The 14,052-nt window shown below is 62.9% G+C and carries 13 protein-coding genes; all 13 read right to left on the bottom strand.

Features of this window, described 5'->3' with window-relative positions:
* Positions 1-48: 48 nt before the first annotated feature.
* Positions 49-1,383: a flagellar hook-length control protein FliK gene (locus tag AD670_RS14295; protein ID WP_053133249.1), complete on the bottom strand. Its 1,335-nt coding sequence runs from the start codon at positions 1,381-1,383 to the stop codon at positions 49-51.
* A gap of 86 nt (positions 1,384-1,469) precedes the next feature.
* On the bottom strand, positions 1,470-1,814 hold the full coding sequence (locus AD670_RS14290) for an Hpt domain-containing protein (RefSeq protein WP_053133247.1): 345 nt from the start codon (positions 1,812-1,814) through the stop codon (positions 1,470-1,472).
* A gap of 30 nt (positions 1,815-1,844) precedes the next feature.
* Positions 1,845-3,563, bottom strand: a complete 1,719-nt coding sequence (locus tag AD670_RS14285) for a fused response regulator/phosphatase (RefSeq protein WP_053133244.1) — start codon at positions 3,561-3,563, stop codon at positions 1,845-1,847.
* Complete coding sequence (locus AD670_RS14280; protein WP_053133241.1) at positions 3,560-3,865, bottom strand: STAS domain-containing protein; 306 nt, start codon at positions 3,863-3,865, stop codon at positions 3,560-3,562. The genes AD670_RS14285 and AD670_RS14280 overlap by 4 nt, the downstream gene beginning before the upstream one ends.
* 94 nt (positions 3,866-3,959) lie before the next feature.
* Positions 3,960-4,409: a flagellar export protein FliJ gene (gene fliJ / locus AD670_RS14275; RefSeq protein WP_053133238.1), complete on the bottom strand. Its 450-nt coding sequence runs from the start codon at positions 4,407-4,409 to the stop codon at positions 3,960-3,962.
* A 3-nt stretch (positions 4,410-4,412) separates the two neighbouring features.
* On the bottom strand, positions 4,413-5,771 hold the full coding sequence (gene fliI, locus AD670_RS14270; RefSeq protein ID WP_053133234.1) for a flagellar protein export ATPase FliI: 1,359 nt from the start codon (positions 5,769-5,771) through the stop codon (positions 4,413-4,415).
* The gene (gene fliH, locus AD670_RS14265; RefSeq protein WP_053133231.1) at positions 5,761-6,525 is read right to left on the bottom strand and encodes a flagellar assembly protein FliH; all 765 of its coding nucleotides are present in this window, start codon (positions 6,523-6,525) and stop codon (positions 5,761-5,763) included. The genes fliI and fliH overlap by 11 nt, the downstream gene beginning before the upstream one ends.
* A gap of 10 nt (positions 6,526-6,535) precedes the next feature.
* Positions 6,536-7,555 (bottom strand): flagellar motor switch protein FliG, encoded by a 1,020-nt coding sequence (gene fliG, locus AD670_RS14260; RefSeq protein WP_048720872.1) that lies wholly within the window; start codon positions 7,553-7,555, stop codon positions 6,536-6,538.
* Positions 7,548-9,326, bottom strand: a complete 1,779-nt coding sequence (fliF, locus tag AD670_RS14255) for a flagellar basal-body MS-ring/collar protein FliF (RefSeq protein WP_053133228.1) — start codon at positions 9,324-9,326, stop codon at positions 7,548-7,550. Before fliF ends, fliG begins: the two co-directional genes overlap by 8 nt.
* A gap of 16 nt (positions 9,327-9,342) precedes the next feature.
* Positions 9,343-9,672: a flagellar hook-basal body complex protein FliE gene (fliE, locus tag AD670_RS14250; protein WP_053133226.1), complete on the bottom strand. Its 330-nt coding sequence runs from the start codon at positions 9,670-9,672 to the stop codon at positions 9,343-9,345.
* 128 nt (positions 9,673-9,800) lie between these two features.
* Complete coding sequence (locus tag AD670_RS14245) at positions 9,801-11,177, bottom strand: sigma-54 dependent transcriptional regulator (protein WP_053133223.1); 1,377 nt, start codon at positions 11,175-11,177, stop codon at positions 9,801-9,803.
* A 4-nt stretch (positions 11,178-11,181) separates the two neighbouring features.
* On the bottom strand, positions 11,182-12,393 hold the full coding sequence (locus AD670_RS14240; protein ID WP_053133387.1) for a PAS domain-containing sensor histidine kinase: 1,212 nt from the start codon (positions 12,391-12,393) through the stop codon (positions 11,182-11,184).
* Between the two features lie 110 nt (positions 12,394-12,503).
* Positions 12,504-13,979 carry a sigma-54 dependent transcriptional regulator gene (locus tag AD670_RS14235; RefSeq protein ID WP_053133220.1) on the bottom strand — a complete coding sequence of 492 codons (1,476 nt, stop codon included), beginning with the start codon at positions 13,977-13,979 and terminating at the stop codon, positions 12,504-12,506.
* Between the last annotated feature and the right edge of the window lie 73 nt (positions 13,980-14,052).

The raw sequence follows: 14,052 nt of genomic DNA, 5'->3' as shown, positions 1-14,052 counted from the left end.
GGGAGGGGGTTTGCCCCCTCCCACATTTGAATCTGTACTCGGCTCACATCAGGCGTAGTAATCGACGGCGCTGGAGCCGATCACAGTCGACGTCACGGGCGCCACTGCTTCAGCCACGTCAATGTGGCTGCCGCTGTCGCCGCTATCGCCACCCCGCCCGCTGCGACTGACACCCCCCGTCTGGGCCTGCTGTTGCTGCTGCTGCTCCTGGCCACGGGACTGGTCGGACACGTTCACATCCACCTGCCCCATGCCTTGCTGGGCGAACATCTCGCGCAGGCGGCCGGACTGGCTTTCGAGGGCTTCACGCACCACCGGGTGGGCGCTCATGAAGTTGACCTGGGCCTGCTGGTCAGCGGTCATGTTGACCTTGATATCCAGGCGACCGAGTTCAGCCGGCTGCAACTGGATCTCTGCCGACTTGAGGTTGGCGCTGGAGAGGTACATCACGCGGTTGACGATCTCGTCGGTCCAGCCGCTCTGGTGCATGGCCAGCGGCGCATTCGTCACCGGCGGCAAGGCATTCGCGGTTCTCGGCGTAGCCGCCTGGGTCAATGCGGCCAGGCGATTGGCAAAATCATCGACGCGGGTGTCGCTGCTCGCCTCTTTCAAGTCCTTGAGACCGCCCTCGATCAAGCCGCTGAAGGCCTTGTCACCGCCCTGGTCGGTGCTGTCCTTGGTGGCTTGCTGGTCGACCATCGTGGCCAGGCCGGCGGCAAAGTTCTGTGCGGCGGTTGGCTGGTCCTGGGTGGTCGTCGGTGCGGTTTTGGCCGGTGCCTGGCTGCTGGCCGACACATGCCCGCCCTGCTCCATCGCCAGGCGCACGGCCGGCATGGCGTCGAGGGGATCGGCTTCAGGATCGAAGGCCGGCTTGGCGTCCTCGGTGGCAGCAATGGGCGCGGTCACTACCGGCGCCGCCTTGTCATCCTTGGTCGCCGCAACGGGAGCCGGGGTTTCCACCGGCACGGCTAGCGGGGTGACCGTGGCAATCAATGCAGGGTCGACCACCGGGTCCACCGCAGGCTGCTGCGCCAGGGTGGGATCGGCAGATGCGTCGTCATCCTTACTGGCACTGTCGTCGGACGTGGCTGGCGGCTTGGCAGGCAAGGGATTGCCGCTATCGGCAACCGCTGGCGTACTGGCGGCAGGCTTGTCGTTGACCGCCGCAGGCTTGGTGCTGGTATCGGCAGGCTTGTCGCGGGCCGGCTTGGGCGAGTTGTCATCGGCCTTGACCGTGGGTTTGGAGCCTTGGCTGGCAAACACTTGAGCAAAGCCAGGGCCCTTGTCCCGTGGGTCTGCGGCCACTGCCGGTGGATTGACGGCAGGCGCTTGAGGCTTGGCCGCGGGGGCAGCCTGAAGAAGCGAGTTCGGGGCGACTGGCATAGGTAAAGGTCTCCACTGCATGGGGATCGGGGATGCAGTATCAGGAGGTAGAGCAAGAGTCGGGCCAGTTTTTTAAACGGGTCGAATCAAATCTGAAACCGCTGCCGCTCCGACTCATACATCGGCTTCACCAAGGCAAATTCATCATCAATCTGATCAACCAACGCTCCCAGGTCTGCCACCGCCTCAACCGACTCAACCTCCAGCCGCTGGCACAACTGCGCCAACCGCACCGCCCCAAGGTTGCCGCTGCTGCCCTTGAAGCTATGCGCAATCCGCCCCAGCGCCTTGGCGTCATCCCGTGCCTGGCGCAGCGCTTCGATGCGCTTCTGGGAATCATCGAGAAAGGTATCGAGCAACTTGGGGTACTCGCCTTCCATGACCTCCTGCAACCCCGACAACACGTCCAGGTCCATATGAATCTCAGCCACTTGCTCGCTCCTTGATCAAGAATCGGCGGATTATGCCAGAGCGCCCCAGCAAAACTCTACGCAGACACTGCGCCCACCGTCGGACCAGCGCACCTCGCTGCTCAGTTGGCGCACCAGGCTCAGGCCGCGCCCGGACAGGCGGTCGATATCCAGCGGCCGCGCCAGCACCTGCTCCACGTCGAAGCCTGGCCCACTGTCTTCAAGGCGCAGGCTCATCTTGCCGCCCGCTTCGGTGGGCACCACCTGCACATGCACGCGCACAAAACCGCTGTTCAACTGCGCCAGGCGTTCATTGCGCTGGCGGTAATACTCGGCAAAGCCCTGGGCATTGCGCTTGAGCCGCGAGTCCAGGCCCAGCACGCCATGTTCCAGCGCATTGGAATACAACTCGGCCATCACGCTGTAGAGCGCCCCGCTCTGCTCGCGCAGGCCATGGATCTCCAGCAGCAGTTGCAGCAGGTAGGGCAAGGGGTTGTAACGCTTGAGGGTCTCGGCACGAAACTCGAAACTCACCGCCCAATCCAGCGGGCATGACTGGCCGCTGTCGGCGTATAACGGCCCGGTGGCGCGCAGCGATTGTCCGGGCTGCAAGGTGATTTCCACCATGCTCACGTCATCCCGCGCTTCCCCGCGAAACGCCGCCAGGGCCTGTTCGATGTCCTCGAACAGGCGATCGGGGTCGCGATTGGCGGCGAAGACCTGATGCAACCGCACGGCGCCAAACAGTTGATCGTTGGCATCGGCGGTATCCAGCACGCCGTCGGAGAGCAGGAACACCCGATCACCCAGGGCCATGGGCCAGACTTCGGTGCGGTCATCGAAGGCTTGCGCCGACAGCACCCCCAAGGGCAAATGCCGCGACTGCAGCGGGGTACGCTTGCCACTGGCGATGTCATGCACATAGCCGTCGGGCATGCCGCCGTTCCACACTTCCACTACTCGCCGCTGGGTGCTCAGGCACAACAACGTGGCGCAGCAGAACATGTCCACCGGCAGGATGCGCTTGAGCTTGGCATTCATCTCTCGCAGGATCTGCACCAGGCCGTAGCCCTTGGCGGTCATGCCGTAGAACACTTCCGCCAGGGGCATGGCCCCTACCGCTGCCGGCAGGCCGTGGCCGGTGAAGTCGCCGAGCAGTACGTGCATATCGCCCGACGGCGTGTAGGCCGCCAGCAGCAGGTCGCCGTTGAACAGCGCATAGGGCGATTGCAGGTAGCGGATATTCGGCGCCGCGTTGATGCAGCCAGAGTGAGCGACTTTATCGAACACCGCCTTGGCCACCCGTTGCTCGTGCAAGAGGTAGTCATGGTGCCTGGCGATCTGGTCGCGCTGCTGCAGCACCGTGGCTTGCAAACGGCGCAGGCGGTCCATGGCGTTGATCTTGGCCGCCAGGATCAGCGGGTTGTAGGGTTTGGGCAGAAAGTCATCTCCCCCCGCATCCAGGCATTCGGCCAAGGCGGCGCTTTCGCGCAAGGACGTCAGGAAGATGATGGGGACCAGTTCCTCGCCCGCCAGCTGCTTGATCCAGCGCGCGGCGCCAAACCCGTCCATCACCGGCATCAATGCGTCCATCAGCACCAACTGCGGACGCTCGCGGGCAAATACTTCGACGGCTTCCTCGCCGTTGCTGGCAGTGAGCACGCGGTGGCCCTGACGCCGCACGATGGTCGACAGCAACAGCAGGTCGGTGGCACTGTCTTCGGCGATCAGGATCGTCAGCGCCTCAGGCGCGGGGGCCAGGGTGCTCAATTAATGTCGAACAGTTTGTCGAAGTTGGAGATGGCGAGGATCTTGCGCACATCGGAGTTGGAGTTAATCACCTGGACCTCCGCCTCTTCGCCACCGGCATGGTCCCTCAGGAGCAGGAGCATGCCCAGGGCCGAACTGTCCATGTAGGTGGTCTCTTTGAGGTCGACCACATACAACTCAGGCACCTTGTAGTAACGCTCGTAGGCGTCACGAAACGTCTGGTGACTGCCGAAATCGAACCGACCTTTGATGGCGATCGTCAACTTCTTCCCATCCAGGGATACTTCTGACTCAACTGACATGCGACTGCTTCCTTGTCATTAGCAATAGACACAAGGTGTAGCAGGCGAATGGGATACGAGCAACACCACGCGACAACTGTAGGTGCCGGCGGGGTCAGAATTGTGATTGGCGCGGCAGGCGTTGCGATAGCTCGTCGAGCAGCTTCTGCTCGCGCTTGTCTTCCAAGGCCCGCGCTTCGTCGATGTAGCGCTGCACCAGTTTACGCAGCCCCTCGACCCGGGCAAACGCTGCCTGCCAGCTCTCGCGGGCCTTATCAAGGTTGTTCTGGTGCCAGGCCAGGCTCTGGCGCTGCTGGCCGACGGCCGTTTCCAGCTGATTGAGAAATCCCTGGTAACCCATCAGCCACTGGCCCGACACCCCCTGGGTGCCGCGCTCGATCCATTGCTGCTGGTACTCGCCGCGAAAGCGCTCCAGGTCGCCCAGCTTGCTTTGCGCCAAACGGACTTGCCCCTGGAAATACCCCAGGCGCTGGACGGCGGTTTTTTCGGCCTTTTCGGCCATGTCCACCACCGGGGCCAGGCGCGCGGCGCGGCTGTTGGCCATGGCTTAACCGCCTGGCGCAGGGGCAAAGATGGACTGCAAATGCGCTTCGCTTTCACCCATGCTGATCTTGTCGTTGAGGCCCTGGCGCAAGTAGGTCACCAACTGCGGTTGCAGGGCGATCGCCAGGTCGGTGTCGCGGTCACCCCCGGCCACATAGGCGCCGACGCTGATCAGATCGCGGCTCTGTTGATAGCGCGACCACAGTTGCTTGAACTGCTGCGCACGGGCCATATGCTCCGGCGTGACCACCGCGGGCATGACCCGGCTGATGGACGCTTCGATGTCGATGGCCGGGTAGTGCCCCTCCTCCGCCAAACGCCGCGACAACACAATGTGGCCGTCGAGCACGCCCCGCGCCGAGTCGGCGATGGGATCCTGCTGGTCATCGCCTTCGGACAATACGGTGTAGAACGCGGTGATCGAGCCACCACCGGCCTCGGCATTACCGGCGCGCTCCACCAGCTTGGGCAGCTTGGCGAACACCGACGGCGGGTAGCCCTTGGTGGCTGGCGGCTCGCCGATGGCCAGGGCGATTTCCCGCTGGGCCTGGGCGAAACGCGTGAGCGAGTCCATCAGCAACAGGACGTTCTTGCCCTTGTCGCGAAAATATTCGGCGATGCGCGTGCAGTACATGGCCGCGCGCAAACGCATCAGCGGCGCATCGTCCGCAGGGGATGCGACCACCACCGAGCGCTTGAGGCCTTCTTCACCAAGGCTGTGCTCGATGAACTCCTTCACCTCACGGCCGCGCTCGCCGATCAGGCCCACCACGATGATGTCGGCCTCGGTAAAGCGCGTCATCATGCCGAGCAATACCGACTTACCCACACCCGTACCGGCGAACAGGCCCAGACGCTGGCCACGGCCGACCGTCAATAAACCGTTGATGCTGCGAATCCCCACGTCCAGCGGCACGCTGATGGGGTTGCGGTTGAGCGGGTTGATGGTGGGGCCGTCCATCGGCACCCAGTCTTCGGCCTTCATGCCGCCCTTGCCATCCAGCGCGCGACCGGCGCCGTCCAGCACACGGCCGAGCATGCTCATGCCCATGGGCAGGCGGCCGGTGTCGGCCAGGGGCACCACGCGGGCGCCGGGGGCGATGCCGGCCAGGCTGCCGACGGGCATCAGGAAAATCTTGTTGCCGGAAAAGCCCATCACCTCGGCTTCGACCTGCACCGGGTGATAGCTGTCGTCGTTGATCACCATGCAGCGGCTGCCCATGGCCGCGCGCAGGCCTTCGGCTTCGAGGGTCAGGCCAACCATGCGCAACAGACGCCCTTCGAGGATCGGCTGACCGGGCAATTCGGCGGCCTCGGCATAGCCGCCCAGGCGCTTGGCGAAACTGGTGCGATCAAGGCGCATCGGGGGCGTCCAGGTCCACGCTCAGGTCCGGCTCGGCCGGGTTCAGCGCCTGCTCGTGTTGTTGGTCAAGCAGCTTGGCCATGATCTGGCTGATGCGGGTTTCCACCGTGGCATCGATGCGGCTGTGCTCGGTCTCGACCCGGCAACCACCGGGCTGCAGCGCCGCATCTTCGACGATGCGCCAGGTTTCTTCATGGCGCTCACGCAGGGCTTTGACCTGTTCGAAATCCTGCGGGTTGATGTACAGCCGCACATTGCCGACGCCCAGGGGCAGCAGCTTGAGGGCTTCGCGCATCACGCTTTCGATCTGGCTGGAGTCCAACACCAGTTCGCGCTGGATCACCTGGCGGGTGATGTGCTGTACCAGGCCGACCATGGACTTTTCGATCTGCGAATCCTGCTCGGCGATGGGATCGAACAACGTCCCCATCAGGCGCTCCAGGCTGGCCAGCTTGACGCTCAGCGCCGCCTCGGCTTCCTGGCGCACCTTGAGGGTGGTGCTGCGAAACCCGTCTTTCTCGCCCGCGGCGAAGCCCTCGTTGTAGGCCTCTTGGCGAATGCTCTCCAACTCTTCCAGGGTCAGTGGCTGGACTTCATCCAGCGGCACCTCTTCCATTTCCACGGGAGGCTCTTCGACCGGTTCCGGCTCGGGCTCGGGCACATGCGGATCGAAGCTGGGCAACGACCAGATGTCGAACCCACCGACGTCCCGTGCGCGAATCAGATCGCTGGGCGCCTCATCTTTGTTCGACATGAGTGGCGCCTTAGATCATTTCTTCGCCGCCCTTCCCGCCGAGAACGATTTCTCCGGCTTCGGCCATACGGCGGGCAATGGTGAGGATTTCTTTCTGCGCGGTTTCCACGTCGCTGACGCGTACCGGGCCTTTGGCTTCGAGGTCGTCGCGCAACAGCTCGGACGCACGCTTGGACATGTTCTTGAAGATCTTCTCCTTGACGCCTTCGTCGGAGCCCTTCAGTGCCAGTACCAGCACGTCGGAGGACACTTCGCGCAGCAGCGCCTGGATGCCACGGTCGTCGACATCGGAGAGGTTGTTGAACACGAACATGAGGTCTTCGATCTGGCCGGACAGGGTGTCGTCGATCTCGCGGATCGAGTCCATCAACTGGCCTTCGACCGAGCTGTCGAGGAAGTTCATGATGTCGGCTGCGCGCTTGATGCCACCCAAGGTGGTCCGCGAGGCGTTCGAGTTGCCCGAGAACTGTTTCTCGAGAATCGTGTTGAGTTCTTTCAGGGCCGCCGGCTGTACGGTGTTCAGCGACGACACGCGCAGGATGATGTCCAGGCGCACTTTATGGTCGAAGTGGCCAAGCACTTCACCGGCCTGGTCCGGGTCGAGATAAGCCACCACGATCGCCTGGATCTGCGGGTGCTCGTAGCGGATAACGTCGGCGACCGCGCGCGGCTCCATCCATTTGAGGCTGTCGAGGCCGCTGGTGTTGCCGCCCAGCAGGATGCGGTCGATCAGGCCGTTGGCCTTGTCTTCGCCCAGGGCCGAGGTGAGCATCTTGCGGATGTAGCTGTCGGAGCCGACGCCCAGGCTGGTCTGGTCGCCGACGATCTCGACGAACTCGCTCATCACCTGCTCGACCTGCTCACGGTGCACATTGCGCATCTGCGCCATGGCCACGCCCACACGCTGGACCTCTTTGGGCCCCATGTGACGCAACACTTGGGCGGCGTCGGTTTCACCGAGGGACAGCAGCAGGACTGCGGCTTTATCGACCTTGGTGAGTTTGGCAACAGCGGCTCGACTATCACTCATCTGCGTTAATCCACTCTTTCACGACCTGGGCCACACGGCCCGGGTCTTCTGCTACCAGACTTTTGATTGCGTTCAACTGAGCGTCGTAACCTTCGCTCGGGCTTGGCAACAGGATGCTTTGCGGGCCACCGAGGCTGACGCGGTCGTTGGCCAGTTCGCCATCCAGGCCGCCCATGCCACCCAACTCGACATCGCTGCCACCGAAGGCTGCCAGTTGTTTCTTGCCGTTGCCGGTGATGTTGTTGAGCACCGGGCGCAGCACGCCGAACACCAGGACCAGGATGAACAACACACCCAGCACTTGCTTGACGATGTCCCAGAACCACGGCTGGGTGTAGAACGCCGCTTCGGCAATCACTTCGCCACGCTCGGCGGAGAACGGCATGTTGATCACGCTGACGCTGTCACCACGGCTGGCGTCGAAACCGACGGCGTCCTGCACCAGGCGTGTGAAGCGCGCCAATTCGTCGGCGCTCCACGGCGCACGCGTTACAGCACCGTCAGCGGCATTGACCTTGACCTGATCATCGACCACCACCGACACCGACAGGCGATTGACGCGCCCCTGCTGCTGCTTGGTGTGGCTGATGGAACGGTCGAGCTCGAAGTTCTTGGTGGACTGGTTACGCTTGTCCGCCGGGTATGGCGCAAGCATCGGCTGGCCGGTGGCCGGGTCCATGATCTGCTGGCCGTTGGCGTCCAACAGTGGCTGGCCAGGCTGGATCGCGCCAGCAGTAGCGGCAGCGCCACCGGTGGTTTGCGGCGCCGAGGCCGGGGCTGGCGGCTGGTTGCTCAGGGCACCCGGCACACCTTGCGGGCCATTGCTGGCGGTGCGTTGTTCGCTGGTGGACTGCTCACTGCGCAGGGCCGGCTGGTCCGGGTTGAACTGCTCGGAGGTCGACTCGACGGCACTGAAGTCCACATCGGCAGACACTTCCGCCTTGTAGCGGTCATTGCCCAGCACCGGTTGCAGGATGTTGTGCACACGCTGGGTGAGCATGCTTTCCATGCGGCGGCTGTAGTCGAACTGCTTGCCGGCCTGGGTCAGCGCGGAGTTTTCGGCCATGTCGGACAGCAGGTTGCCCTTCTGGTCGACCACGGTGATTTGCGACTTGCTCAGTTCGGGAACGCTGGTGGCCACCAGGTTGATGATCGCCAGCACCTGGCCAGGCTCCAGGGAGCGGCCGGAAAACAGTTCGACCAGTACCGAGGCACTAGGCTTGCGCTCGTCGCGCACAAACACCGAGCTTTTCGGAATCGCCAGGTGCACGCGGGCACCCTTGACGTTGTTGAGGCTGGAAATGGTGCGCGCCAGCTCGCCTTCCAGGCCACGACGGTAGCGGGTGGCCTCCATGAACTGGCTGGTCCCCAGGCCCTGGTCCTTGTCGAGGATCTCGAAACCGATATTGCTGTCGGACGGGGTCACGCCGGCGGCGGCCAGCTTCATGCGTGCACGGGCCACATCGTCGGCCTTGACCAGCAAGGCGCCGGAGTTGGGCTCTACGGTGTAGGCGATGTCGGCGGCGGCGAGGGTTTCCATGATCTGCTTGGAATCCATGCCCGCCAGGCTGCCGTACAACGGCCGGTAATCGGGTTGCTGCGACCACAACACCACGGCAAAACCAATCGCCACGCTGGCAGCCAGGCCGACCATCAGGCCCACCTGACGCAACATGGTCATTTCCGAGAGGTTTTCCAGGAACGACAGGCCAAACAGCGGCGGCTTGCCGTCTGCCTTGGCGGGTACGTTGTCGGAGACTGCTTCTGCCATGACTTAAATCTCGCCCTTAAACCGGCATCTGCATGATGTCTTGATAGGCCTGAACCAGCTTGTTACGCACTTGGGTCAGGGCCTGGAAGGAGACGCTGGCCTTTTGCGAGGCGACCATCACATCGGTAAGGTCCACGCCACTTTTGCCGATCTCGAACGCATTGGCCAACTGGCTGGAGGCTTGCTGAGTGTCACTGACTTTATTGATGGCCTTGCCGAGCATGTCGGCGAAGCTGCTTTGGCCCAATTCCGGCGCTGGCGCGACGGATTTCGGTTGTGCCATGGCATCCATTTGCATGGAGCGCATATCCAACATCAACCGATTGAACTCAATACCCTGGCTCATGACCTTCTCTCTCCAACCCGCAAATTTTTGACACTACGTAGCGATTACTAGGGGAGGTAGCAACAAGGGTGCCAGCTCTGTATCAACTCGTAAGAAAAGGCGACAAACCTTGTCGACCTTGTTACCGGTTACGTGGCAAACAAATACGCTTCCACATCCATCCCGGCGTCGCGCATCTGCGCCAGCTTGTAGCGCAGGGTGCGCGGGCTGATACCCAGGCGCTCGGCGGCCTCTTTGCGACGGCCACGCTCAGCGCGCAGGGTGTCGATGATCATCTGGAACTCGCGGCGACGCAGGTCGTCGCCCAGGCCTCCGGCAGGCTCCGCCTCTGCAACCACCGGCACGGGCGCCAACGTCGGCAATGGCGCTGCACCACTGCCCATGGCCAGGCAGAAATCCTGGGGTTGGATCAAGCCACCCTGCTGCAGAATCAGCGCGCGCTGGATGGCGTTGTCCAACTCCCGTACGTTGCCGGGCCAGGGATAACTGATCAGGCAGGCCTGGGCTTGCGCCGACAGCCGTGCCTGGGCGTGCTTCATTTTTTTGACGTGGTTGTTCAGCAGGCGCTCGGCCAGCGGAATGATGTCTGCCGGGCGTTCACGCAGCGGGCGCCAGGCCAGGGGGAACACCGAGAGCCGGTAGAACAGGTCTTCACGGAAGCGCCCCGCCGCCACTTCGCCAGCGAGGTCGCGGTTGGTGGTGGCGACCACACGGATATCCAGCTGGATCGGCTTGCGCGCCCCCACCCGCTCCACTTCGCGCTCTTGCAGCACGCGCAGTAGTTTGGCTTGCAGGCCCAGGGGCATTTCCGAAATTTCATCGAGCAGGATGGTGCCGCCATCGGCCTGTTCGAACTTGCCCGCCTGGGCCGCGATGGCGCCGGTGAACGAGCCCTTTTCGTGGCCGAACAGGGTGGCTTCGAGCATGTTGTCGGGGATTGCCGCGCAGTTGATGGCGATAAACGGTTGCTTGGCGCGGGTCGACTGCTGGTGGATATAACGCGCCAGCACCTCTTTACCGGTGCCGGACTCGCCGGAGATCAGCACGGTGGAATCACTGCGCGCCACGCGGGCCGCCAACTCAAGCAATTGTGCACTGGCCGGTTCGAAGGCAATCGGGCCTTCGCCTTCGTGGGCGGCAATCACGCCCAGGGCATGCCGCGCGACCAACTCGATCAGCGCTTTGGGCTCAAAGGGTTTGACCAGGTAATCCGCCGCGCCCTGGCGCATCGCGTCCACGGCTCGTTCAACCGCACCGTGGGCGGTCATCAACAGCACCGGCAGTTGCGGCTGACGCGCACGCAGCAGGCCGAGCAACTGGTGGCCGTCCATGCCGGGCATGTTCACGTCGCTGACCACCAGGCTGAAGGTTTCCTGCTCCACCGCTTCCAAGGCGTCCTCGGCAGAACCGACCGCCCGGTAGTCATGGCCCGCCAACAACAGCGTGTCAGCCAATGCTTCACGCAGGGCGCGATCGTCTTCCACCAACAGAACCTTGATAGCCATATCCTTACTCCGCGCTTGCCGCGCATGAAAACAGCGGCAAGGTCATCAATGCACAGGTGCCACGCCCCACACGGGAATGCAGCTGCAATTCGCCCTGATGGGCGCGCGCTACGGCCTTGACCACGGTCAGGCCCAGGCCGGTACCGTTGGTCTTGGTGGTGAAAAAGGGTTCACCCAAGCGCTTGAGCACCATCGGATCGATACCGCTGCCGCTGTCGCTGATACACAGGCGCAGGGTTTGCTCGCGGTTGTACAGGTGCACCTTGAGCCGCGCGCCGGGGTCGCTGGCCTGGGTGGCGTTTTCGATCAGGTTGAGCAGCGAACCCACCAGGGTGTCGCGGTTGCACAGCAACTCGCCGAGGTGGCTGTCGCACTGCCAGCGCACCTGCACGTCTTGAATATGGGTAGCGGCCGCAGCTTGCAGGGCCTGCATCAGCTCGGCCGGGGTGATGCGGTCGGTCAGCGGCAATTCGCCGCGGGCGAACACCAGCATGTCGCGCACTTGGTGCTCCAATTCATGCAGGCGCTCCTTGAGACGCCCGGCAAAACGCTGGTGGGTGGCGGCCGGCAACTGCTCATCAGTCAAATGACTGGCGTAGATCAACGCGGCCGACAACGGCGTGCGGATCTGATGCGCCAACGAAGCGACCATCCTGCCCAGGGACGACAAACGTTCGTGGCGCGCCAACTGGTCTTGCAGGTGACGGGTTTCAGTCAGGTCGTTGAGCAGCACCAGTTGCCCCGGCTCCGCGTCCAGAGAACGGGTGGCGATGGACAGGCGGCGCCCGTCCTTCAGGGAGATTTCGTGACCATCGTCCTCACGCGGCGCAAAGCAGCGGGTGATGACGTGGCGCCACAGTTCGCCTTCCAGCGGCAGGCCGAGCATGTCGCAGGCAGCCGGGTTGGCTTCACGCACGCGGCCGTCTTCATCGATGACGATCACGCCACCGGGCAACAGCGACAGCAGGTTTTGCAGGCGGTTGGCCAGGCGTTCTTTCTCGGCCAGCTCTTCCATGCGCTGGGCACTGACCACGGCCAGTTCGCCTTTAAGCTCGGAGACCCGAGCTTCCAGCAGGCTGTAGGAATCGGTCAGTTGGCTCGACATCTGGCTGAACTGCGAGAACGCCTGTTCAAGACCCTGGCGGATCGGCGGCTCTACAGGCGGAACCAGCCCCTGGATGGCAGGGGCCGAAGATAGTTGGGCGGCGTGGGGCATCATGCTCTCTCGCTTGGCTGACCGTCAGTTAAACGGAACGTTGCGAGGGCTGTAGCAATAGTTGTGCCGAAAAAAAACCGCTGAAATATCAGCGGCTTGAAAAACAGGCGTCAATCATCTGCCTGTTCATCACCTTCTTTGCGGCTCATACCGTACTTGCGCATCTTCTCCACCAAGGTGGTTCGACGGATGCGCAGGCGCTCGGCGGCACGGGCGACGATGCCGTTGGCGTCGTCCAGGGCCTGCTGGATCAACCCCTGCTCCAGGTTGCCGAGGTAGTCCTTCAAGTCCAGGCCTTCGGGCGGCAGCATCGCGGTGGAGCCGAAGTCCGGGGTGTGGCCGTTGATGGCAACGCGTTCTTCCATGTCGCTGCGCAGGCTGTCGACCAGTTGCTCGTCTTCGTCGTCGACGTAGCGGAATTTCTTCGGCAACTCGACCACGCCGATCACACCGTAGGGGTGCATGATCGCCATGCGCTCGACCAGGTTGGCCAGCTCACGGACGTTGCCCGGCCAGCCGTGGCGGCACAGGGACATGATGGCGGCGGAATTGAAGCGAATCGAGCCGCGCTTTTCATGCTCCATGCGCGAGATCAGTTCATTCATCAGCAGCGGGATGTCTTCCACGCGCTCACGCAACGGGGCCATCTCGATTGGGAATACGTTGAGGCGGTAGTACAGGTCTTCGCGGAAGCTGCCGACCTCGATCATGCTTTCGAGGTTCTTGTGGGTCGCGGCGATGATGCGCACGTCGACGCTCTGGGTCTTGTTGCTGCCCACACGTTCGAAGGTGCGCTCCTGCAGGACGCGCAGCAGCTTGACCTGCATCGGCAGCGGCATGTCACCGATTTCGTCGAGGAACAGGGTGCCGCCGTTGGCCAGCTCGAAACGCCCGGCACGGCTGGTGATCGCCCCGGTAAAGGCGCCCTTCTCGTGGCCGAACAGTTCGCTTTCGAGCAGCTCTGCCGGGATCGCCCCGCAGTTGACCGGCACAAATGGCCCGTCGCGACGCTTGGAGTGGTAGTGCAGGTTGCGCGCGACCACTTCCTTGCCGGTGCCCGACTCGCCGAGGATCAGCACGCTGGCGTCGGTGTCGGCGACCTGCTGCATCATCTGGCGCACGTGCTGGATGGCACGGCTGGTGCCGACCAGGCTGCGAAACAGGTTGGGTTCGCGGTGGCGACCGCGCTCGCGGGCCTGGTCGTACATCTCGCGATAGACCTGGGCACGGTGCAGGGAATCAAGCAATTTGCTGTAGCTGGGGGGCATTTCCAGGCTGGAAAGCACGCGGCGGCGCTGGTCTTCCGGCAGCTCGACAGAAGAAATATCACCAATCAGCAACACGGGAAGGAACTCATCCCAGGTAGACAGTGTCTTTAACAAGCCCAAAACAGCGCCTGGAGCGTTCACCGTCCCGATCAGCACACAAATGACTTCACGGCTCGATGACAATGAGTTGGCCACCTGCTGCCAGTCATGGCTACCGCAGGGCAGATTTTCTTCGCCAAGAAAATTCAAAATCACCGCCAGGTCGCGGCGGCGGACGCTATCGTCATCGATCAGCAGAATTTTGGTTTCACGCCACATGCAATAGCAACTTCCCTAGTAAAACTTCCTGCCCCGAGATTGAGGGCAATCGAGGCGCCTGTAAGACTTCTTA

It is taken from the genome of Pseudomonas sp. MIACH, from assembly GCF_001269925.1.
GTDB lineage: Bacteria > Pseudomonadota > Gammaproteobacteria > Pseudomonadales > Pseudomonadaceae > Aquipseudomonas.
This window is presented reverse-complemented; position numbering and strand designations above follow the sequence as displayed.